Annotated in this window: 19 protein-coding genes; 11 read left to right on the top strand and 8 right to left on the bottom strand. The window is 52.2% G+C overall.

Annotated features, from left to right (window positions below; genetic code table 11):
• Positions 1–275 precede the first annotated feature (275 nt).
• From D5398_RS11455 to D5398_RS11445, 3 genes are all read left to right on the top strand, one after another.
• Positions 276–1475: a BaiN/RdsA family NAD(P)/FAD-dependent oxidoreductase gene (locus tag D5398_RS11455; RefSeq protein ID WP_120507755.1), complete on the top strand. Its 1200-nt coding sequence runs from the start codon at positions 276–278 to the stop codon at positions 1473–1475.
• A gap of 341 nt (positions 1476–1816) precedes the next feature.
• Positions 1817–3031 carry a serine hydrolase domain-containing protein gene (locus D5398_RS11450; RefSeq protein WP_120507754.1) on the top strand — a complete coding sequence of 405 codons (1215 nt, stop codon included), beginning with the start codon at positions 1817–1819 and terminating at the stop codon, positions 3029–3031.
• Between the two features lie 211 nt (positions 3032–3242).
• Positions 3243–4226 (top strand): FKBP-type peptidyl-prolyl cis-trans isomerase N-terminal domain-containing protein, encoded by a 984-nt coding sequence (locus tag D5398_RS11445; RefSeq protein WP_120507753.1) that lies wholly within the window; start codon positions 3243–3245, stop codon positions 4224–4226.
• A gap of 51 nt (positions 4227–4277) precedes the next feature.
• On the opposite strand, the gene D5398_RS11440 is transcribed toward D5398_RS11445, so the two are convergent.
• The 6 genes from D5398_RS11440 to D5398_RS11415 all read right to left on the bottom strand — a co-directional run bounded on the left by D5398_RS11440 (position 4278) and on the right by D5398_RS11415 (position 10149).
• Complete coding sequence (locus D5398_RS11440; RefSeq protein ID WP_120507752.1) at positions 4278–5522, bottom strand: ATP-grasp domain-containing protein; 1245 nt, start codon at positions 5520–5522, stop codon at positions 4278–4280.
• Positions 5519–6682, bottom strand: a complete 1164-nt coding sequence (locus D5398_RS11435; RefSeq protein WP_120507751.1) for an ATP-grasp domain-containing protein — start codon at positions 6680–6682, stop codon at positions 5519–5521. The genes D5398_RS11440 and D5398_RS11435 overlap by 4 nt, the downstream gene beginning before the upstream one ends.
• Complete coding sequence (locus D5398_RS11430) at positions 6679–7926, bottom strand: ATP-grasp domain-containing protein (RefSeq protein ID WP_120507750.1); 1248 nt, start codon at positions 7924–7926, stop codon at positions 6679–6681. Before D5398_RS11430 ends, D5398_RS11435 begins: the two co-directional genes overlap by 4 nt.
• Positions 7927–8011: 85 nt before the next feature.
• Positions 8012–8746 carry an iron-containing redox enzyme family protein gene (locus tag D5398_RS11425; RefSeq protein WP_120507749.1) on the bottom strand — a complete coding sequence of 245 codons (735 nt, stop codon included), beginning with the start codon at positions 8744–8746 and terminating at the stop codon, positions 8012–8014.
• Between the two features lie 4 nt (positions 8747–8750).
• A complete protein-coding gene (locus D5398_RS11420; RefSeq protein ID WP_120507748.1) occupies positions 8751–9029 on the bottom strand; it encodes a 2Fe-2S iron-sulfur cluster-binding protein in 279 nt (92 codons plus the stop codon).
• Entirely contained in the window at positions 9001–10149 is a 1149-nt protein-coding gene (locus tag D5398_RS11415; protein WP_120507747.1) for a hypothetical protein, read from the bottom strand. The genes D5398_RS11420 and D5398_RS11415 overlap by 29 nt, the downstream gene beginning before the upstream one ends.
• A 175-nt stretch (positions 10150–10324) precedes the next feature.
• Here D5398_RS11415 and D5398_RS11410 point away from each other — a divergent pair, with 175 nt between their 5' ends.
• Entirely contained in the window at positions 10325–11704 is a 1380-nt protein-coding gene (locus D5398_RS11410) for an aminotransferase-like domain-containing protein (RefSeq protein WP_120507746.1), read from the top strand.
• Here the strand turns inward: D5398_RS11410 and olsF are convergent.
• Positions 11698–13398, bottom strand: a complete 1701-nt coding sequence (gene olsF, locus D5398_RS11405; RefSeq protein WP_120507745.1) for a bifunctional ornithine lipid synthase OlsF — start codon at positions 13396–13398, stop codon at positions 11698–11700. The two genes, D5398_RS11410 and olsF, sit on opposite strands and share 7 nt — an antisense overlap.
• Positions 13399–13595: 197 nt before the next feature.
• On the opposite strand from olsF, the gene D5398_RS11400 reads away from it, so the two are divergent.
• Positions 13596–14822 carry an MFS transporter gene (locus D5398_RS11400; RefSeq protein WP_120507744.1) on the top strand — a complete coding sequence of 409 codons (1227 nt, stop codon included), beginning with the start codon at positions 13596–13598 and terminating at the stop codon, positions 14820–14822.
• Here the strand turns inward: D5398_RS11400 and D5398_RS11395 are convergent.
• A complete protein-coding gene (locus D5398_RS11395; protein WP_120507743.1) occupies positions 14819–15328 on the bottom strand; it encodes a GNAT family N-acetyltransferase in 510 nt (169 codons plus the stop codon). The two genes, D5398_RS11400 and D5398_RS11395, sit on opposite strands and share 4 nt — an antisense overlap.
• A 466-nt stretch (positions 15329–15794) precedes the next feature.
• On the opposite strand from D5398_RS11395, the gene D5398_RS11390 reads away from it, so the two are divergent.
• The 6 genes from D5398_RS11390 to gntR all read left to right on the top strand — a co-directional run bounded on the left by D5398_RS11390 (position 15795) and on the right by gntR (position 21869).
• On the top strand, positions 15795–16490 hold the full coding sequence (locus D5398_RS11390; RefSeq protein WP_120507742.1) for a pirin family protein: 696 nt from the start codon (positions 15795–15797) through the stop codon (positions 16488–16490).
• Between the two features lie 271 nt (positions 16491–16761).
• On the top strand, positions 16762–17085 hold the full coding sequence (locus tag D5398_RS11385; RefSeq protein WP_120507741.1) for a PTS sugar transporter subunit IIB: 324 nt from the start codon (positions 16762–16764) through the stop codon (positions 17083–17085).
• Positions 17082–18410 (top strand): PTS sugar transporter subunit IIC, encoded by a 1329-nt coding sequence (locus D5398_RS11380; protein ID WP_120507740.1) that lies wholly within the window; start codon positions 17082–17084, stop codon positions 18408–18410. The genes D5398_RS11385 and D5398_RS11380 overlap by 4 nt, the downstream gene beginning before the upstream one ends.
• 43 nt (positions 18411–18453) lie before the next feature.
• Positions 18454–19836, top strand: a complete 1383-nt coding sequence (locus D5398_RS11375; protein WP_120507739.1) for a glycoside hydrolase family 1 protein — start codon at positions 18454–18456, stop codon at positions 19834–19836.
• Positions 19837–19849: 13 nt separating this feature from the next.
• On the top strand, positions 19850–20767 hold the full coding sequence (locus D5398_RS11370; RefSeq protein ID WP_120507738.1) for a LacI family DNA-binding transcriptional regulator: 918 nt from the start codon (positions 19850–19852) through the stop codon (positions 20765–20767).
• A gap of 106 nt (positions 20768–20873) precedes the next feature.
• Positions 20874–21869: a gluconate operon transcriptional repressor GntR gene (gntR, locus tag D5398_RS11365; RefSeq protein WP_120507936.1), complete on the top strand. Its 996-nt coding sequence runs from the start codon at positions 20874–20876 to the stop codon at positions 21867–21869.
• Positions 21870–21939 lie beyond the last annotated feature (70 nt).

Below are 21939 nucleotides of genomic sequence, written 5' to 3'. Positions count from 1 at the left end.
AGAACAGGGTAAGGGGAAAAGGAAAATATGACATTTTTTTGACTAAAAACAGTCCAATAATCACCCAGGTTTCAATTAATTTTCTATTTATCAAAATGTTATTCCTTCTTTACCGGCTGAAACATTTACTTACGACGTTCAGAAAGCAAGCTGTCTCGCTGGTTTAAGACGCGTCAGTCCCTTACAATTCGCGCCACTCAGGGGGCAACGCGCCCGCTCAGAAGGGGGAAACCCTATCTAAAACGTAGTCGAATTTTCGTAAAGAGAGGCCAAAAGTGGAACAGGTTGATGTGGTAGTCATTGGTGCAGGTGCGGCAGGAATGTTCTGTGCGGCACAGGCCGGACAGGGTGGCTGCCGGGTTCTGCTGCTGGATAATGGCAAAAAAACCGGACGTAAAATTTTGATGTCAGGTGGCGGACGCTGCAACTTCACTAACCTTTACGCCGAACCGGCGGCCTATCTTTGTGAAAACCCGCATTTCTGTAAATCGGCACTGGCGCGTTACACCCAGTGGGATTTCATCGATATGGTCAATCGTTACGACATCGCCTGGCACGAGAAAACCCTCGGCCAGCTTTTTTGTGATGATTCCGCGCAGCAGATTGTGGCGCTGCTGGATAAAGAGTGCGAACTGGGAAATGTCGATGTGCGTCTGAGAAGTGAAATCACTGACGTTCAGAAAACGGAAGAAGGCTTTATTATCAAAGTGAATGGCTCAATCGTGAGTACTCACTCACTTGTAGTAGCCAGCGGCGGACTTTCTATGCCGGGTCTGGGAGCCACACCGTTTGGCTACCGTCTGGCGGAGCAGTTTGGCCTGAAAGTGTTGCCGACCCGCGCCGGTCTGGTGCCGTTTACCCTGCATAAACCGCTGCTCGAGCATTTACAGACGCTTTCCGGTGTTTCGGTGCCTGCGGTGCTGACTGCTGAAGACGGTACCGTTTTTCGGGAAAGCATTCTGTTTACTCATCGCGGCATGTCAGGACCGGCCGTTTTACAGCTTTCGAGCTACTGGCAGCCTGGCGAGTTTGTGAGCGTTAACTTACTGCCTGATGTAGACCTGGCGACGTTTCTTAATACGCAGCGGCAGGATCACCCGAACCAGAGCCTGAAAAATACGCTGGCGATGCAATTGCCGAAGCGTCTGGTCGAATGTTTGCAAACTCTGGGACAACTGCCGGATGTGACGCTTAAACAGCTGAACGTCCCGCAACAGGCCGAACTGGTGGAGCAACTGCAAAACTGGCAGGTGCAGCCCAATGGCACCGAAGGTTACCGCACGGCGGAAGTCACGCTCGGCGGCGTCGATACCAATGAGTTGTCTTCTAAAACGATGGCCGCGGCGAAAGTCCCCGGTTTGTATTTCATCGGCGAAGTGGTGGACGTGACCGGCTGGCTCGGCGGCTACAATTTCCAGTGGGCCTGGAGTTCTGCCTGGGCGTGTGCGCAGGATCTGGTGGCTGCCCGTAGATAATCCGTAGATAAAAAGCGTTGTTGGTCGCCACGCATCGTCTTGCGCTTTTACAGCTGGCGGATCGCATCATCGTCATGGATAACGGGCCTATTTCCCCCGATGGCAGCCAAGATGAAATCCTGAGTAAGCATTTCAGGCCGAAAGGTCAGACATCCGGCAGTTGTCATTGATATTTACTGCACTATAGAATGCGCTCATCTTATTGAGCTGCACATGATTTCGCTGGGGCATTCCCCGTCAATATTCCTGATGTGTAAGCATTATTTTTAAAATGGCCTTGAGTATAAAACGGTGACTCATCCGTTTTTCTCCAGCCAAAAGCGGAAAAAATAAAAAGCATCATGAGCAAGCCTCACCGCTTTATCGTCCTTCTCCCTCTGTTTCTTAGTGCGTGCGGAACGTTATCCGACATGCATGTTGATGAAAATCCTCAGGATGTGAAAGAACTCGCCTGTACCGGTGACATTAACGGCATGGTCAATGATGTCGTGGAGAAGTATCAGCGCAGGGAAAAGGCCAGTGGTTTGGCGATTGGCATCATCAGAAATGACGGCGTCGCCCGCACCTGGGGCTTCGGCTATACCAACGCAGTGAACGGCTACAAAATTGACGGCCAAACCTTGTTTGCGCTGGGATCGGTCAGCAAAGGCGTGACCGGTGAAGTGGTGGCCGGACTGGTGGAAAAAGGGCAGCTGAAGTGGGATGACAAACTGTCCGATTTGCTGCCGGAAAATATTGTGCTGAGTGAGGATGCAAAAAATATCACGCTGCTCCAGCTGGCGACGCATACCTCCGGCCTGCCGCGTCAGAACATGACTAAAGATATGCTGGAGAGTTTCCTGAAATATCTTTATACCGGCGATAATTTCTATCATGAGCTGGACAGCGACGACGTTCTCAACGATCTGTCTTCATTTAAAAAACCGCAGGTTCTGGTGCCGCAGTATTCCAATCTGGGTTACGCCTTGCTGGGGTATATTCTTAAATTAAAAACCGGCGAAGATATCCAGCAGCTGGCTTATGACTTCATTTTCGATTCATTAAAAATGGGGAACACCAGTTTTTACGGCTCAAAACTTAAAGCTTATCCGTACCGCGCCATTGGTCACGCGGGTGATCAGCCCAAGTTTATACGTCGCGGAGAAGTGGTGCCGGACTGGTCTTTCAATAAGAATATGGTGGCTGCCGCCAGTCTCTACAGCAATGTCGATGACTTACTGAAGTACCTCCGGGCACATATTGATGACTCACAGGCAGGTGATCTCAGTGCTGCAATCCAGGTAACGGAAAAGGTGTATTTTCAGCGGAAAATCGAAGCGGCCAATATAGCCTGGGTGACGGATACCAAAAATAATCAAAAGATTACCTATCAGGTCGGCTATATCGGCGGTTATTCCAGTTATATTGGTTTTGATAAGAAACATAAAAATGCGGTCGTCGTTTTACAAAATACTTTCAACTGGAGCAACTACATTGGTCATGATCTGCTGCTGAAAATGGCGTTGGCTGATGATTATCAGGGGAAATGCGCTGGAAGAGAAAATTCCTATAAATAAAGTCTCAATACTATTAGTTAAAGATATTTTTATAGATGAATCATAAAGTTGATATATAGTTCAAAAATAAACAATAAACTCTTCACCTTTGCAGTGCAGGATATAAAATCTCACCTCATAATTATGACACATCTGATCCAGATGATTTTTGCATAACGAATAACATGCAACATCATCAGGGTAATAATACTTAACTCTTTCAAGGAATAAGATGCCTATCTCCCGCAAAAACGGAATTTACCTGTTTGGTGCCCTGATGATGTCAGGGATGACACTTTCCGCCAGCGCAGCTGAACCTGCCGCGGCGCCTGTTATTCCATCTGCGACGGCACCGGTTGCGGCTTCCGCTGCCCCCGTTCCAGCGCCCGCACCGGCAATGACGGCAGAAAAAACACCGGAAGCAGTACCGGCAGAAACGCCAGTAAAAGCACCGGTTGCGGCTCCTGCACCAGAACAGACGCCTGTGGCACCGGCAAAGCAGGAACCGGCAAAAAATGTTATCCCGGAAGACGTCACCGACGAAAGTATTAAGGCCGCCGGAATAGCCCCTGCACCGGCGCAGATGCTGGACAGTGAAGAGCAGAAACGCGCGTATGCCAGCGGTGTCATGCTGGCGCACTTTATCGAAGAGCAGCTCGCTAACCAGAAAAGCCTGCACATCACCCTGAACAAGAACATCCTGCTGGCGGGGATTGCCGATACGTTCGCCCATCAGGTGAAAATGAGCGACGAAGATATCAGGGTGACGATGTCCACGTTTGATGAGCAGGTCAAAGTGCTGACGCAGGCGCAGAACGAGAAGAAACAGGCGCAAGAAAAAGCGTATGTCGATGCGTTTGCCAAACGTGAGGGCGTCAAAAAAACCAAGCAGGGTCTGCTCTATTTTATTGATAATAAAGGGGATGGCCCGGCGCTGAAGGACACCGATATGGTTCAGGTGAATTATAAAGGCACGCTGGTTGACGGCACCGTCGTGGATGCGCCAAAAATCGATAATGCCAATGAGATTTTCCGCGTGGCCAATATGCCGCCGGTGCTGCGCGACAGCGTGAAACTTATCCGCAAAGGCGGTCAGATTACCGTGGTGATCCCTCCGGCGACGCTGGAAAAAGCCAAAGACGCTAAGGGGGAATCGCCCCTGAATACCGTCGTGATTTATACCATCTCAGTGGTTGATGTGAATCAGCCGCAGTAATATTTCGTTCAACAAGCAACGGGGCCGGATGGCCCCGTTTCTGTTTCCGTTCTACTCAATTTCAGCGGCATTTTCGATAGCGGTCGCCAGCGCGTTCAGGGAATTCAAAAGCTGAGCGTGGTCGGTATCACGAAGAATGATCTGCCCGATGAAATCCGCATTACTTTTGATTTCATCATTCAGCGTGTCGCCCGGTTTTGCCGAAAATTTCACCTGATGCGCACTGATCCCCAGTTCTTCCGCCAGCCTTTGCCCGTCGGGTAATGACAGCAGCGTGCCGCACTGACGCGCACGCAGCATGCGAATACCGGCGTAATGCGTCTGACGTAACGGCTCTGATGCGACGGTGCCTTGCGCCGCCCAGCTCAGCCACAGCTGCCAGGGATTGAAGTTCTCAAAGCTCAGCATCGCCAGATCCCAGATATGCATCCCGGCCGGTCGCATATTGGTTTCCACTGCCGCCGTCGCTCCCGGTAACAGGAAAATCTCGTTATGCCACGCGCCATTTTGCGGCGAAACCAGATGGCGCATATGCTCACCCGCATGACGCAGCAATGATTCATCTTCCGGTGACAAACAGGCCGGAACCACCTGCTGATATTCGGCGCGGTAATGCCCTTCAGTGGTGTGTTTTTCGGTGATCCACTGTTTTCCTGCGACGTAATCCCAGCTGAATTCGCTGGCACTTTCAATCAGCGTTTCCACCAGTACGCCTGCCTCGTGATAAGGCGTGAGAGAAAGCCAGACTGCCTGACAATCTTCCATACTTTCAATGACCTGACAGCCACGGCTGTTGCCTTCTTTCGCCGGTTTGATAAAGGCTTTGCCGCCGAGTTCTTTCACCCGGCTGAGCAGCTCCTCCAGCGAGCTCACCTGCTGACTGGTGACGGTGCGGTATCCGGCAGGATGCGAGACGGACTGCGCGTCGAGCTGACGAAAAATCTGTTTATCCAGCCCCGCGAGAGCCTGTTGTGGTGTTGCCCCGTGAAGTGAAAAGCATTCTGCCAGCAGCGCACCCAGCGGCACGCCTCGGTCAGAAAAAGGCAAGATCCCGACAGGCAACAGGCCGCTTTTGGCCAGCGCATCGCTCACCGAACACAATGACTGGTGGAGCCGCTCAGAGTCGAACGACGCTTCCACCACCAGATCAGCAAACTCGTCGTCGGTGGTCCCTTTTTTCTCGGTGATCAGCACCATTTTGGCATCGAAATTTTTTAAGGCTTCTTTACGCATTTTCTCAACGTCATAAATGCGGACATTGTTATAACCCACCACCACAAAACACGGAGTACTCATGATATTTCCACCACTGTGCATACATTGAAAATCGACTCAATGGTCTGAGAAATCTGCTCCTGACCGCCGAAAACCACGCCGCTCAGCGGAGAGCGATCCGGGGAATACGAAATGACGCCTTTGGAACAGATGCCTGCATTGCATTGATAATGAAGTAAATTCTCACTCCAGTTTGCAGGCGAGAAGGAGAGGGTGTAATCGGAATGCAAACGGTGGGCAGGATAGATAAACCAGCCGTAAAATACGCCATTGAGCAGTGGGACACAGACCGGTGGCATGCCGTAAATCTGATAACGCAAATCGGCATGGTATAAGTTCAGGCCGGTGCGCAGATGGAAGGTTTCAGCCACGCCGGCACCGCCCACGCGGGCCGCCGTTTCCAGAAACCAGAACTGACCGCTGGTATCTTTTATGGCTTCAAAATGGAAGCTGCCATTCTCGTAACCCAGTGCCGCCAGAGTCCGGGTCACCAGTGAGACGTGCGCTGCTTCAGTGCTCACCTGAACCGAGCCCAGCGGCGTACCGCCCGAAAAACTCAGGCAGTCGCGAATGTAGTGGCTGCTGACGAACGCCAGCGGTTCGCCTTTATTCAGCCAGCCGTCGAAGTGATAAATCACGCCATCGATAAACTCTTCCACCATCATGGTTTCATAGTCTTTCAGCGCAAAAATAGCCTGTTTGATGGCGGCATAATCCCCCACCTGAATGCCGTTACTGGAGGCTTCGGCGCGCGGTTTGAGCAGGAATTTTCCTTCGCGCTGAGGGCTCTGAATAAATTCCAGCGGATGCCAGAAATCAGGCTGCGGGATCTCCTGCTGTTTGCAGCGATAACGCATGGTCCATTTATTTCTCAGCGGTAAGATCTCAGTGGTGATATCGCCTGGGATCACAAAAAATTCGCGGATCTTCGCGGCTTCAATCAGATCGTACTCCGAACGAGAGATCACCCGGTCGGCATCCACCAGCAACGCGGTATAACGCTCGATCAGTTCTGAAGCGAGGAAGGTGTCGTTATTAACAATAATCACGTTAGCGTCGTCGGGCAGGTCGCTGCTGTGGCCTGGCAGACAGAAGTAATACACCTCGTTCAGACGGTGATCGATAATCTGGTCGTAGCGAATTTTTTCAAACGGGATGCGGTGCAGGACGATGATTTTCATGGCAGATACTCCGTTTTCAAATAATCGTTGGTCTGGTTGAAAAAGTCGGGCTGCTGGCTGGCGGCCATTTCGGTGATATCCCACAGCGCCATGCCGAGGAAAATCTCGCGCTCCACGCGGGGCAGGCGGTCGCCGGGTTTGTAGAGCACCTTGTCCAGCAGCACCTGTGGTTCAGTGACGTTGCGTTCAATGCGTTGCAGGGTACGACCGGACTGACCGAAAAAGACCCGGAAGAAGGTGGTGCGTTCGTGCCGGCATTGACGCTGAGCGGATTTGCCGGTGATCAGCCGCAGCCAGGTTTCCAGCAGGCAGGCGCCGGAGTGGATCCGGGTGCTGTCCACGATGTAAGCACCGCCAATACGCGGATTGATTTCGATGATTTCCCAGCGGTTTCTGGCGTCGCATTTCATCTCGACGTGGTAAACGCCGGTGTGTACGCCGAGTGTCCGCATCACTTTGCCGAGAAAAGTCTTACCGGCTTCGGTTTGTTCAGCATTAAGCGAGCGGGGCGGACAGATACAGGCGCCTTCCAGCACGGACCAGGTATCCTGTACGACATCGAGTTTTTCATGGACAGCCAGCACATCGGATTGCCCGTCACTGACGCTGACTTCAAAACTGCATTCGGTGCCGCTGATAAAGCCTTCGATGATGAAGCCGTTATCCGCTGAAAAAACGCCATCGTAATTGCGGTCAGCGGCGGCGCTGGTCCACAACGCATCAAGCTGGGAATAGGCCGTCAGGGATTTCGCAGGAAAGGTGCCCATTGACGCCAGGCCGGTACGTGGCTTGATAAAGTAGTTTTCCGGTGTGGTGATACTTTGATAAATATCTTCGTTCAGTAACTGGCAGGAAACCGCTGACAGACCGGCTTCCCGAAGTCTTGTGCGCATGGCAAGCTTATCGCGTAAACGTCCGACGACATCTTCGCTGATATCGTTAGCCCCCAGCTTCTGATTGGCGTACGCCATTAATTCGCGGTAGCCGTCCCAGACGCTGATACATCCGGCGAATTCTATTCCCTGACCGTAATCTGTCAGGAACTGATCAATATCCGCATGAGTCAGATGCAGCGAATTTGTCACATGAACAAAGTGTTTATCAAAAGACCACTGTGGTTTCTCAATTCTTTCTGAGGCGGAAGAAAGAATGAAACTGATATAACCTGATTTTTCTGCAATGTGTTTAATCGGTTCCACCATCGAAAGTAACTGATGGGATAAAATAAGAATTGCTTTTGCCATTTCGCCTGCTCCGCCATATTGACCCGGTTATTCAGGTTGCAAAAACTCTGCAACCTGAATTGCATCATTACTGAGTCTTAATGAATTATTCTTTAATATATTTGTTATGCATATCCACGAAGAACATTTTCAGCAGTTCCTGAATTTCTGCTAAATAACGTTTTACATCCTGAATATCTTCTTCGCTTTCGATGAGTTTGCTCAGAATATCCCACATGTCCTGCGTGTGATCTTCCACCAGGTCAGTATTGAGGTGCGCAGCCTGACCGCTGATTTTGTCTTTACCGATGGATTCTGACAGCGCCTTAATTTGTTTTGGCGTGATTTTCTGCGTGGTGTATTCCACCAGATAGCTATAACACACCACACCAACCGGCTTTTCATGTTCGGCGATGAAATACAGGAAGCCGCTCAGCAGACGGGTATAGAAGCTTGGCTCAGTGTTGAAAATGGTTTCTTTAGCAATGCCTAAGCTTTCGGCATCCTGCATGAACAGGGTGTCGTGCAGCATTTCTTCATCCTGATAGGCGGCATAAAGTTGCGCGGCTTCGGCATTAGTCTGGGAGATTTTGTGCAGCGCATTGCACTGTACGGTGCGCATCAGACGGATACGCCAGCTGTGTTCGATCAGGGTTTGCTTGTAGTAATCCTGGTTGATCTCTTTATTTTCGAGATGTTTAGCCGAAGGCACGGTATTGTTCCATTCGATAATTTTTGTATCGAGGAAGTCATCAATTTCACGCTTAACCTGCTGGCTTTTTTCGAGATTCAGAAACGGTGCGCGACGGACAATAGCGGTATCTTTAATACGATTGCTCATGAACTTACTCCAGAAAATTTTCAATTAAGGTGACATCACCGGTTATTTTGCACTGGCAGGCCAGTCGTATATCAGGATCTTCGATTTCAAGAACTTTAAACAGGCGTCTTTCTTTAGTGGTGATGGAGGTGATGTTTTCTATGCCGGATAAAACTTTCACCCGGCATAATCCACAATTACCCGTTTTACATCCAAACTTCATATTGTCCCGACATTCCAGCAGATTAATTACATCTCTGAACGTAAATTCCGTTTCACTTTTCGTAAACGTCACTGAGGGCATCAGCACTTTCCTCATGTTTTGTTTTAAGCGGATATTTGTATTGCCATAGCCAGATAAATAATGCGGCGATGGAAATAACTGAAAGGATTTCAGTGTTGACCGATACCGGGAAAAAACGCATGACTAAAACGGTTAATCCGGCACCTAAGCTGACCGACAATTCTTTAATCAGTAATGCATTGTCCTGTGCGGCGCAATAATCGATATAGCTCAGCCCGCATTCGGCAATCGAAAGGAACGCCAGCCACACAAACGCACCTGCAAAAGTATGTACCTGAAATAATCCCGGCACGGCCAGAACAATTAATCCGGATAATATAATGGCCATTGATAACAACATAGCCCGGGAGCCGCTGCGCTCAATCAGTTTCATTACCGGAATTTGTAGCAGTGCGACAATCGCGCTGTTGAGAATAATCATCACGCCGTACCAGCCTGGCAATTGTGGCCGGTGAGCGAGAATTTCCTGCGGCAGTATGGAGAAGACGGCGAATAATTTAATGCCCGTCACCACACCCGCCAGTACCCATTTAAATTTGCCGGGTTTACGGGCATTGGATTTAATCATACTTTGCGTGGTGACTTCACCCGACAGGCTGAACCGGCGCGCCGCAGGAAGGCAGAGCAGCAGGAGCAGACCCATAATCAGATAAAATTCGACCGGCATCCAGTGAGGGTAAAGTAATAATAATCCGGCACATAAGCTGCCCAGATTGAGCATTATTTTGTTGTTTGCCGCTCCGGCAGGGGTTTTTGCTGCATCATTTTTGACAATAAAACCCAATACCGCCACGCCATAACTGAACAGAATCACGGCCAGCCAGTTGAAGATGTTCATAATATTGAGCGACAACAAGATAAGGCCCAGCAAAGAGGCGAATACTGTCGCAATTAACGCGCGTTTTCCGAACAACGCCAGGGTCAGCGGGGTCAGGATCAACAGAAAACGGTACCCGAAGGCCAGCAGCGCATTGCTGGTGGCATCCAGCCAGACATTGGCCTGCCCCAGTAAGGAAAACAGGGCGATGGCGGAGATCATCCGCAACAACAAAAGTTGTGCATTACCTGATTTCAACAGGCTGTTTTTTAACGGTTTATCAGAATCTTTACAGCGGTTCATCGGGTTATCTTATGTCTGGCTAAGTCTGTGCCCGAAAACATAAGGTATTATTTCGTTACTGGTCATAGAATGCTGAACGAAACATTGGCTGTCCTTACTGGTCAAAACACCGGTAAAGTGAATACCCGTCTCAAGCAGAGGAAACACCATTTTTAGCTTATCCCAATTCCACTTAGTGGAAGGAACGCCTAAAGTACGTCAGCTCGTTGATTTTATTAGCGAGGCTGTAGCCGATGGCCGCTTATTACCCGGCAGCCGTCTCCCTTCTTTGCGTGTTTTTTGCGAGCAACTTTCGATCAGCAAATACACGATGGTGGAGGCCTTAGAGCGTTTACGTGCCAGCGGATTGGTGACTTCTATTCAGGGACGGGGTTATTTTGTCAGCCGCACGCGGGCTAATCCAGATAATGAATTAGATAAACCGGTATCAATCGTTAATTCCGATTTACACTCCCGTCTGAAACGGGCATTTATCAAAAATACCGACGTGCTCAGACCCGGTTGCGGTTTCTTTCCGGAGAACTGGTTAGACACGGAGTTATTTCGCAAAGCCTTACGCCAGACAATTCGCAAACCACATCTGAAGTTCTCAGAATATGGTAATCCGATGGGGTATCTGCCGCTTCGAAAAACACTGCAAATGAAAATGAGCGAGGCGGGAATAAGCGTTCCGGTTGACCAGATTATTCTGACCAACAGCACCATGAACGCCATTGATATGTTATTTCGCGTGCTGTTAAAGCCGGGAGATACGGTATTACTGGACGACGCCTGTTATTTCAATTTTCACGCCAGTCTCCGGCAACATCATGCCAATGTGATTTTCGCGCCACGCGGCCATCAGGGCGTCAGTAAAGAGGCGCTGGCAAAACTTCTGGAAACGCACCGTCCGCGCGTGTATCTCACCTCCGGACTGATGCACAATCCGACTGGTCACAGCTACACGCTGGAAGAGATGTTTTCCCTGATTACTTTGTTAAATCAGTACGATTGTCATCTGATTGAAGATGACCTTTATCATGATTTGATGGAGCCCGCGCCGAAGCCGATGGCGGCCTTAGCCGGACTGGTGAACGCCAGTTATATTTCCGGATTTTCCAAGCTGCTGAGCGCCAATATGCGGGTGGCGTATATCGCGACCAGCCCTAAACTGGCCGAACAGCTGGCGCAGCTAAAGTCGCTGACCGGCGGCGTGACCTGTGAATTTACCGAGCAGACGCTGTACCAGTTTTTCCGTGATGGCAGCTACAATCGCCATCAGCGGCGACTGGCGAGTAATCTGAGTGATGCGTCTTCGCGTGTGAAACGCTGGTTGCAGGCAGCGGGATGCCGTTTTCCGGTGGAAAATTCCAGCGGGCTGTTTTTGTGGGTGGAACTCCCTGAGCATATCGACAGCGAAACCCTGGCAGATCAGGCTCTGAAACAGGGCATGGCGCTGGCTCCCGGCACTCTGTTTTGTCAGGGGCCGGAAGGCCTGCGTTTCATGCGTTTTAACATCGCACACAGCGACAACGACGCGGTAAAAAATCTGGTGGTAAGCCTGCTCAGTCAGTGATGCACGGCAATATACCGTTCAAATTTCGCCGGTTTCAGCTGGCTGAGATCGACCAGTACTAATCCGTCGATGCAGTTGCTGAACTCCGGGTCACTCCCGAAATCAATGAACTGCACACCGCCGGTTTCGCAAAGCTCTGAATACTGCTTATAGAGTGCCGGAATGCTGCATCCGAGATTGGCCAGTAAGCGTTTCAGGCGCTGCAAATCTTCCTGATAATCGTCGCCGCAAAACTGCGCTAACACGTCCGGCAGCGAGGCCGGATACGGACGGTGCGAGGTCGCCAGCGGCAACACCGGAGCGAAATAGAGGCGGTAAAATGCCACCAGCAAATCGCGGGCAGGCAGCGGCATTCCGCCGGAAATCGACACCGGACCAAACAGATAACGCGTCTGCGGATATTTCGCCAGATACGCGCCAATGCCCAGCCACAGATAATCCAGTCCGCGTTTGCCCCAGTAAGCGGGCTGAATAAAGCTGCGTCCCAGTTCAATGCCCTGCGCCAGAATCGGGTCCATCTGATGGCCGTACTGGAACAGACTCTGGCTGTAAATCCCGTTCAGCCCTTTGCTGGCGACCTGTTCAGCGGTCGGAATAAACCGGTAAGCGCCGACGATTTCCAGCGCCTGCGGATCCCATAAAACCAGGTGATAATAATCATCGTCGTAGCCGTCGAGATCCCGGCGGCGGCCACTGCCTTCTCCGACGGCACGGAACGCGATTTCGCGCAGACGCCCCAGTTCGCGCAGTACGGGAACGTAATCTTCTCCGTGGCGACGATAAAGATAAATCATTTTGCCATCCGGCGTTTTACCGAGCACTTCGCTGGCTTCCAGCGCGTGCTTGAGTACGGCGCGATCTTCGGCGCGGGCAATCGACGTTTCGGTGTGGAACAGTCCCGGTTTCCCTGCGCCGAGACGGTAAAGATGTTTACGAAAACGTGCCGCCAGATCACCCGCCTGCATTTGTCCGTCGTGCCAGCTGGAATAGGGAATGCGCGCGCCGATTTTCAACGTCAGGCTGTTGCCGCGCTGGCCGAACATTTCATGTACCAGCAGAAGGGTGCTGAGCGGGCGGTAAATCATCGAGCTGAGATAAAATAACGCGCTGTTACTGCCGCTGATATGCACCGGTACCACCGGCGCGCGGGCTTTGGCAGCGAGGCGGATAAAACCGGTATGCCATTTGCCGTCGCGCACGCCTTTGGAACTCATCCGGGAGACTTCGCCCGCTGGGAACACAATCAGCACGCCCTGATTCTCCAGATGTTCCTGCATCTGCGTCACCTGATTGCGCCGCGTGCGATTGCCCATATTATCCACCGGGATCATCAGGCTGCCGAGCGAGGACACCAGCGACAGCAGCTGATTGGCCACCACTTTGACGTCCGGACGCACAGACGCCACCGCGTGCAGCAGCGCCAGACCGTCGAGCGTACCAATCGGATGGTTAGCCACAATCACTACCGGACCATAGCTCGGGATCTGCTCCCGGTCGCGTTCCGTCAGTTCACAACGAATATTAAAATGTTCCAGTACCTGCTCAGCCATATCAATCCCTTTCAGGTGCTGATACTGGCCGGCAAAGCGGTGGAATTCTTTTTCGCGGAATAAGATTTTTAACAGACGGCGTTGCCAGGAAGGGGTTTTGTGCTGCGGGTCGAGATCCTGAAACAGGGTATCCATGCTGAACATAGGATGTCCTCCGGTTGAAGTATCCCGACCATAAGCAGGGCAGATGACAGTGATGTGTCACTTTGATGGCAGTAACGGGAAGGCTGAGTAAAACAACGGTTCAATTTGTTGCGAAAGTAATCAATTGCTAATAAAGTCAAAGACTCATTTACGGCTTCGTAACACGCCTGAACCTTTTTCGTGAGACACGAATTTCCATGCCTGAACCTGCTCCGCCCGACATTGCTGCTGTCAGCCCGTCAAAGACCACGCTGCGAATTCTCTCCATTCTGGTATTCAACTTTGCCAACTATCTGACCATCGGCCTGCCGCTGGCGATTTTACCGGGCTATGTACATGAGCATCTCGGCTACAGCGCGTTCTGGGCGGGACTGGTGATCAGTTTGCAATATTTCGCCACGCTGCTCAGCCGTCCGTATGCCGGTCGTTATGCCGATAAAATCGGGCCGAAAAGGGTGGTGATGTTCGGGCTCAGTGGCTGCCTGCTCAGCGGCGTTTTCTATCTGCTGGCGCTGTCGTTCGATGCATCACCGGCGCTGAGCCTCGGGCTGTTGTGTGCCGGACGCCTTCTGCTGGGCGCCGGACAAAGTTTTGCCGGAACCGGCTCGACGCTGTGGGGCATCAGCGTGGTGGGGTCCCTGCATATCGGCAAAGTGATTTCGTGGAGCGGTGTGGTGACTTACGGCGCAATGGCGATTGGCGCACCGCTGGGCGTGCTGATTTTCAGTGTCGGCGGCCTGATGCTGTTGTCGGCGAGCATCATTCTGGTGGCGCTGGCGGCGTTAATCACCGCATGGCGCAAACCGCCGGTCACCGGCACCGCATCCACGCAAATTCCGTTCCGTCAGGTGCTGGGTAAAATACTTCCTTACGGCATGATGCTGGCGCTGGCTTCCACCGGATTTGGCGTGATTGCCACGTTTATTACGCTGTTTTATGCCGCCAAAGGCTGGTCGGGTGCGGCGTTCTCCCTGACCTTTTTCAGCGTAGCGTTTGTCGGCATGCGGCTGTTACTGCCCAACAGCATTAACCGTTTTGGCGGATTGCGCGTGGCGCTGGCCTGTTTTGTGGTGGAAATCGCCGGGCTGATTATGGTGTTTTTTGCCCCGAATGCGTGGGCTGCCATGGCCGGTGCGTTTGTTACCGGCGTGGGATTCTCGCTGGTGTATCCGGCGCTGGGTGTGGTGGCGGTGAAGAAATTGCCGCAGGAAAATCAGGGCAGCGCGCTGGCGACCTATTCGGCGTTTCTGGATTTATCACTGGGGATCACCGGACCGCTGGCAGGAGTGCTGATGGCGCAGGCGGGAATTGATGCGATTTATCTCGGTTCGGCATTGCTGGTGGTGATCGCGATGGCGCTGGTTCTGCGGTTGCTGGTTCGTCAGCCCTCGCAGGAAACCAGCGCCTCTGTCAGTATCGATTAAACGGCCTGGCGAACGCCACGGATACGGCCCATATGCAGCGTATCCACCAGTTCGCCATCGCGCAATGCGTAGCAAGGGCTGAGGCCTTCAACACTGAAACCGAACTTTTTGTACAGCCCGATAGCGGCCTCGTTATCGGCATAAACCGTCAGCTCGACGCGTGTCACGTGCAGCCATTTATCGCACAGCTCAAGGGCAGCGGCAATCAGCTTACTGCCAACGCCTCTTCCCTGAAATTGCGTGTCCACACCAATCCCGAACGTAGCCACATGGCGGCGTCGCCAAGGCTGTTCGACCATTAAGGTCAGATTGCCCACCAGCCTGCCGTCGATACACGCCACCAGCGCGAATCTGCCGGGCGCGGCGTTAGCAAGGCGGTCTTCCCATAGCGTGGCAGGAGGATAAGGGAGTTGTAGGGTGTCGCTGTAAACAGGAACCTGAGCGTATAGGTGCTGAAGCGCCTGTGCATCTGCTGCTTCAGCGTGACGTATGACTATTTCGCTCATGGCGACACTCCTCTTTTTGTGGTTACTGTTTGAATATCCTCTACATTTATCAGGAATAGGAAAACTGTCAATCGATTGTTTGGTGAAAAATAATGCTTTACAAGTGCGAATGATAATGATTATTATTGTCATGCGTTCCGGGGATGGCCTCACACCAAGGTCAAACGGGTCCCCATGAATGCACGACATTGCTCACATTGCTTCCAGTATTACTTAGCCAGCCGGGTGCTGGCTTTTTTTTCTTCATTTTTTGAGCCGTGGGTGCGTTGGCTGCGCTTGCTTGCCGCCTTCCTGCCACTCAAACTATGTCGAATAACGCCTTTCTAAATACCCCAAATCTCCTGCAATTCCTTTGAATTTAGTCATCTGCATTTGTTCATATTTTTTGAACAGAGGGGTGAAGTTTTTACGCTTTCTTATTCTCAGCCGTTGACTAGACTAGAGAAAACATTGAGGAGAGTTGAACATGATTTACTTACGCAAAGCACAAGAACGCGGTCACGCAAGTCACGGCTGGCTGGAAAGCTGGCATACCTTCTCTTTTGCCGATTATTACGATGCTAACTTTATGGGTTTCTCCGCACTGCGGGTAATCAACGAAGATTTCATCGATGCGGGGCAGGGTTTTGGTAAGCATCCGCATAAAGACATGGAAATTCTGACCTACGTGCTGGAAGGCACCGTGGAACATCAGGACAGCATGGGCAACAAAGAACAGATCCAGGCCGGTGAGTTTCAGATTATGAGCGCCGGTACCGGTGTGACTCACTCTGAGTACAACGGCAACAGCGACCGTAAACTGCACCTGTATCAGATCTGGATTATCCCGAATCAGAAAGGGCTGGAACCGCGTTATGAACAACGCATGTTCGATGCGCCACAGGGCCGTCAGCTGGTGCTTTCTCCGGATGCCCGTGAAGGTTCGCTGAAAGTGTTCCAGGATATGGAGTTGTCCCGCTGGGCGCTGAAAAAAGACGAACAGTCTGTTTATCAGATCCAGGCTGAACGCCGTGTGTGGATCCAGGTGGTTAAAGGCACGGTTTCCATCAACGGTCAGAAAGCCGGGGCGAGCGACGCGCTGGCTATCTGGGATGAAACGGCGCTGTCCGTTCATGCAGACGAAGACAGTGAAATCCTGCTGTTCGATCTGCCACCGATCTGATTATTCAGGCTTCTTAAGACTTATTAAGGCGACTCCGGTCGCCTTTTTCTTTTGTTTTATCGTCATATCCCCATAGTCCTTTTCCCCGCGTTTGCATTGTTTAATTTTTCCGCTTCGTGACGCCATTCACACCTGTAACAAATCCCCGGCCAAAATTTTGAGCCTGTTCGCACATCGCTGCCTAAGCGATGGAAACCGGTTTCCAAAATGTCTCAAATACCCTCAGCAGGAAGAAACGGGCAGAACATAAATCATCTGGGAGTGAAGCAAAATGAAAAGAATCATGCTTTGTTGTTCGGCGGGGATGTCGACCAGTTTGTTAGTGCGCAAGATGAAAGACGTGGCGGCAGAGCGCGGCGAAGAGGTGCAGATCGACGCATTCGGAGCCAGCGAGTTTGACGAAAAATTCCGTGATTATCAGGTCGTGCTGCTCGGGCCGCAGGTGCGTTACATGCAGGCCGATCTCTCCAAAAGAGCAGCCGAATTTAATATTCCGGTCGAAACCATCAACATGATGGATTACGGCATGCAGCGTGGCGACAACGTGCTGGACTTCGCCTTTGGCCTGATCGCACAGGAAGGAAGCCGCGTATGAGTGGCCTCTATGAGTCGATGGTTAACGTCATCGAAAAACACATCACACCACTGGCGGGCAGCGTCGGCCAGCAGAGGCATGTGATCGCCATTCGTGACGGGTTTATCGCGGCACTGCCTTTTATGATTATCGGCTCGTTCATGCTGGTCTTTATTTTTCCACCCTTCTCGCCGGACACCACCTGGGGTTTCGCGCGCGGCTGGCTGGATCTCTCGCTGAAATACCGCGAACAGCTGATGCTGCCGTGGTATCTGAGCATGGGCGTGATGACGTTCTTCATTTCGGTAGGCATCGGCGCGAGTCTCGGTAAACACTACAAACTCGACCCGATCATGACCGGTTTGCTGGCGTTTATGGCGTTCCTGCTGGTGGCTGCGCCGTATCATGACAAGCAAATCTCGACACAATACTTTTCCGGCGAAGGCATTTTCACTGCGATCCTGACGGCGATTTATGCCGCTGAAGTGTATGCGTTGCTCAAACGCCGCAACATCACTATCCGCCTGCCGAAAGAAGTCCCGACTGGCGTGGCGCGTTCCTTTGAAATCCTGATCCCGGTGGTGGTGATTGTCGCGACGCTGCATCCGCTGAACCTGTTTATTCAGTCCACCACCGGCATGATCATTCCTGAAGCCATCATGCACCTGCTGGCGCCGCTGGTTTCAGCTTCGGATTCCCTGCCGGCGATTCTTATTTCGGTGTTTATCTGCCAGGTGCTGTGGTTTGCGGGTATTCACGGTGCGCTGATTGTCACCGGCATCATGAACCCGTTCTGGATGACCAATCTGGCACTCAACCAGACGGCGTTGCAGGCGGGTGAGCCGCTGCCGCACATTTATTTGCAGGGATTCTGGGATCACTATCTGCTGATAGGTGGCGTTGGTTCGACGTTGCCGCTGGCAATTCTGTTGCTGTGCAGCAAGGCCGTGCATCTGCGGACGATCGGGCGGATGGGCGTGGTGCCGAGCTTCTTTAACATCAACGAACCGATCCTGTTTGGTACGCCGATAATTATGAATCCGGTGTTCTTCCTGCCGTTCACTCTGGTGCCGATGCTGAACGCAATTTTTGCGTATACCGCCACCAAACTCGGCTGGGTCGCGCAAGTGGTCTCGCTCACACCCTGGACAACACCTGCGCCAATTGGTGCGTCATGGGCAGCAAACTGGGCGTTTAGCCCGGTAATTATGTGCCTGTTCTGTATGGTGTTATCAGCCGTAATGTACTACCCGTTCCTGAAAGCCTATGAACGTACGTTGCTGAAACAGGAAGCGGAAAAAGCCACGGCACAAACGGCGGGCAATGCCGTGCCGGCAAACAGTTGAACAACAGTTAAAAACGTAAAGCTAACGGACAGCGAGGATGACAATGAAATACGCATTTCCAAAAGAATTCTGGTGGGGCAGTGCCAGCTCTGCGCCGCAGACGGAAGGTGAAACCCTGAGCCATGGCAAAAGCGCGACGGTGTGGGATCACTGGTATTCACAGCAACCGACGCGTTTCCATAACGACGTCGGTCCGCAGGATACCTCGACGTTTTATAAAAACTGGCGTGAAGACATCGCGCTGCTGAAACAGCTGAACCACAACACCTTCCGCACGTCGATTTCCTGGGCGCGTCTGATCCCCAACGGACGCGGTGACGTGAATCCGGAAGCGGTCACCTTCTATAATCAGGTGATTGACGAAATGCTGGCTCAGGGCGTGCAGCCGTTTATCAATCTGTTCCATTTTGATATGCCGATGGCGATGCAGGAAATCGGCGGCTGGGAAAATCGCGAAGTGGTGCAGGCTTACGAAAAATATGCCGATACCTGTTTTGAATTGTTCGGTGACCGCGTGAAGCACTGGTTCACCTTCAACGAGCCAGTCGTGCCGGTCGAAGGTGGCTATCTGTATGACTTCCACTACCCGAATGTGGTGGATTTCAAACGTGCAGCCACCGTGGCCTATCACACCATGCTGGCGCATTCGCTGGCGGTAAAAGCCTACCGTGCGCGCAATCTCGGCGGTGAAATCGGCATTATCCTCAATCTGACCCCGTCTTATCCGCGCTCGCAGAATCCGGCTGATCTGAAAGCGGCGAATATTGCCGATCTGATGTTTAACCGCAGTTTCCTTGATCCCGCCTTGCGCGGTGAATATCCCCAGGAACTGGTGGAATTGCTGAAAAAACACGAGCAGCTTCCGGCCTGTCAGCAGGGCGATAAAGAACTGCTGCAACAAGGCGTGGTGGATTTACTCGGCATCAACTATTACCAGCCGCGCCGCATTCAGTGCCGCGACAGTATGGTCAATCCTGAAAGTCCGTTTATGCCGGAATGGTTCTTCGATAACTACGTCATGCCGGGGCGCAAAATGAACCCGCACCGTGGCTGGGAAATCTACGAACAAGGCATTTACGACATCCTGACCAATCTGCGTGAAAACTACGGCAATCCGCGCTGTTTCATTTCTGAAAACGGTATGGGTGTGGAGCATGAACTGCGCTTTGAAAAGGACGGACGGATTGATGATGATTACCGCATTGAGTTTGTCAGCGGGCATCTGAAATGGTTGCACCGCGCGTTGCAGGAAGGCAGCGGCTGTCTCGGCTACCATATGTGGACATTTATTGATTGCTGGTCATGGATGAATGCCTATAAAAACCGGTATGGTTTCATCCAGCTGGATCTGGAAACCCAGAAACGTACGGTGAAGAAAAGCGGCGAGTGGTTCGCGGCGGTTTCTAAAAATAACGGTTTCGATTAACACAAGGAAAGACATGGCAAACATTAACGACGTTTCGCGGCTGGCGAAGGTGTCGAAAGCGACGGTGTCCCGTGTCCTGAGTGGCAGCCGCGGTGTCAAAGAGGAAAGCCGCCTGGCTGTGATGCAGGCGGTGGAAACGCTGCAATACAAACCGAGCGTGATCGCGCAGTCGCTGTCCACGCAATCCACCGGGTGTATCGGCGTGATTTGTGCGACGGAAAATATTAACCAGTCCACCGGTTATCTGCATGCGCTGGAAAAAGAACTGCGGCTTAATCAAAAGTATTTGCTGCTGCGGTTCGCGACCGATGCAGCGAGCCTCACGCATTCCGTGGCCGAAATTGGCCATGGCTTGTGCGATGCGATGATTGTGATTGGTGCGCGTTTTCCATTGCCTGCTTTGCCTGAAAACGTCATCACCATTGATTGTCTGGATGCGGATTCAGCGCGCAGCATTCACTTTGACCGCTGTTTTGCTGCCGAAACCGCCTGCCAGTATGTGCTGAAACAAGGACGCAGACAGATTGCGCTGATTAACGCGGAAAACAGCGAAACCGCCGGGCAAATCTTGCAGGGATATCATCTCGCATTGGAAAAATTCCTGCTGCCTTATGACCGTCGGCTGGTATACAGCGGCGCACAGGCATTGTCACAACTGCTGGCGCAGAACGTGTCGTTTAACGCGCTGCTGGTGCCGGATGATGCCACCGCGCAGGACGCACTGCATCAGCTCGCGCTGCACGGGCGCAGCGTGCCGCAAAGCGTGATGGTTTTCAGCCTCGACAGCACGCTGCCTCCGGGCGTTTCGGCGATACCGGCGATTGCCTATCCGCTGGAAACACTGGCACAGCGCGCGATGGCGCTGCTGACCGGCCAGTTCTCAGCGAACCTCAGCGCCCCGGTTCGCGGTCAGCTTTCTCTGCCTTCCTGACAAACTTCTCATGTCGCGCAGCAACGGATATCCGCCTGCGCGATTGTTTGCTAACATCACTCTCTGATCCCTTAACCTTTTCAGCGGCACCATCTCATTGATGAATATCAAGAAAAAAAGGCCCGTACTCCAGGATGTTGCCGACAAGGTGGGCGTCACAAAAATGACGGTCAGCCGTTTTTTGCGCAATCCTGAACAGGTTTCCGGTGCGTTGCAGGAAAAGATTTCTGCGGCGCTTGATGAGCTGGGTTATATCCCCAACCGCGCACCGGATATTCTTTCCAATGCGAAAAGCCGTGCCATCGGCGTGCTGCTGCCGTCCCTGACCAACCAGGTGTTCGCCGAAGTGCTGCGCGGCATCGAAAGCGTGACCGATATTCACGGCTACCAGACTATGCTTGCGCATTACGGCTACAGCCAGGAGCGCGAAGAACAGCGTCTGACGTCGCTGCTTTCCTACAATATCGACGGGCTGATTTTGTCCGAACGCCATCACACGGCGCGAACGCTGAAAATGATTGAAGTGGCCGGTATTCCGGTGGTGGAAATGATGGACTGCGTGTCACCGTGCGTGGATCTGGCGGTCGGGTTCAACAACTTTGAAGCTGCCCGCCAGATGACGCAGCAAATTATCGCGCGCGGGCATCGCCATGTGGTGTATTTCGGCGCACGTCAGGACGAACGTACCCTCATCAAACAACAGGGTTACGAGCAGGCAATGCGTGAATCCGGGCTCGAGCCTTACAGCGTGATGACCAGCCGGTCATCGAGCTACAGTGCGGGCGCGGAACTGCTGCGTCAGGCGCAAATAGACTGGCCGAAAATCGACAGTATCTTTTGCACTAACGATGATCTCGCGGCGGGCGCATTCTTTGAATGCCAGCGTCAGGGGCTGAAAATTCCGTCACAAATGGCGATTGCCGGTTTCCACGGTCACAACATGGGGCAGGCGATGGAACCCCCGCTCGCCAGTGTGCTCACACCGCGCGAAAGAATGGGGCAGATCTCCGCCGAACGCTTGCTGGCGAGACTTCGCGGCGAAGAAGTCGTGCCGAGAATGGTCGATGTAGGGTTTACGATTTCTGCGGGCGGAAGTATTTGATCTTTTACTCCTTCCCCTCTCATGAGGGGAAGGCTGGGATGGGGTGTTGGTTTTGCGGATGACAGTGCTG

This window comes from Rahnella bruchi (assembly GCF_003614975.1).
GTDB lineage: Bacteria > Pseudomonadota > Gammaproteobacteria > Enterobacterales > Enterobacteriaceae > Rahnella > Rahnella bruchi.
The sequence above is the reverse complement of the archived record's forward strand: the minus strand, read 5'-3'. Positions and strand labels throughout refer to the sequence as shown.

What these genes read in the sequence shown, in the direction of transcription:
- D5398_RS11450 (WP_120507754.1), top strand. Translation starts at nt 1,817, where the DNA reads ATGAGCAAGCCTCACCGCTTTATCGTCCTTCTCCCTCTGTTTCTTAGT.
- D5398_RS11445 (WP_120507753.1), top strand. Translation starts at nt 3,243, where the DNA reads ATGCCTATCTCCCGCAAAAACGGAATTTACCTGTTTGGTGCCCTGATG.
- D5398_RS11440 (WP_120507752.1), bottom strand. Translation starts at nt 5,522, where the DNA reads ATGAGTACTCCGTGTTTTGTGGTGGTGGGTTATAACAATGTCCGCATT.
- D5398_RS11435 (WP_120507751.1), bottom strand. Translation starts at nt 6,682, where the DNA reads ATGAAAATCATCGTCCTGCACCGCATCCCGTTTGAAAAAATTCGCTAC.
- D5398_RS11430 (WP_120507750.1), bottom strand. Translation starts at nt 7,926, where the DNA reads ATGGCAAAAGCAATTCTTATTTTATCCCATCAGTTACTTTCGATGGTG.
- D5398_RS11425 (WP_120507749.1), bottom strand. Translation starts at nt 8,746, where the DNA reads ATGAGCAATCGTATTAAAGATACCGCTATTGTCCGTCGCGCACCGTTT.
- D5398_RS11420 (WP_120507748.1), bottom strand. Translation starts at nt 9,029, where the DNA reads ATGCCCTCAGTGACGTTTACGAAAAGTGAAACGGAATTTACGTTCAGA.
- D5398_RS11415 (WP_120507747.1), bottom strand. Translation starts at nt 10,149, where the DNA reads ATGAACCGCTGTAAAGATTCTGATAAACCGTTAAAAAACAGCCTGTTG.
- olsF (WP_120507745.1), bottom strand. Translation starts at nt 13,398, where the DNA reads ATGTTCAGCATGGATACCCTGTTTCAGGATCTCGACCCGCAGCACAAA.
- D5398_RS11400 (WP_120507744.1), top strand. Translation starts at nt 13,596, where the DNA reads ATGCCTGAACCTGCTCCGCCCGACATTGCTGCTGTCAGCCCGTCAAAG.
- D5398_RS11395 (WP_120507743.1), bottom strand. Translation starts at nt 15,328, where the DNA reads ATGAGCGAAATAGTCATACGTCACGCTGAAGCAGCAGATGCACAGGCG.
- D5398_RS11390 (WP_120507742.1), top strand. Translation starts at nt 15,795, where the DNA reads ATGATTTACTTACGCAAAGCACAAGAACGCGGTCACGCAAGTCACGGC.
- D5398_RS11385 (WP_120507741.1), top strand. Translation starts at nt 16,762, where the DNA reads ATGAAAAGAATCATGCTTTGTTGTTCGGCGGGGATGTCGACCAGTTTG.
- D5398_RS11380 (WP_120507740.1), top strand. Translation starts at nt 17,082, where the DNA reads ATGAGTGGCCTCTATGAGTCGATGGTTAACGTCATCGAAAAACACATC.
- D5398_RS11375 (WP_120507739.1), top strand. Translation starts at nt 18,454, where the DNA reads ATGAAATACGCATTTCCAAAAGAATTCTGGTGGGGCAGTGCCAGCTCT.
- D5398_RS11370 (WP_120507738.1), top strand. Translation starts at nt 19,850, where the DNA reads ATGGCAAACATTAACGACGTTTCGCGGCTGGCGAAGGTGTCGAAAGCG.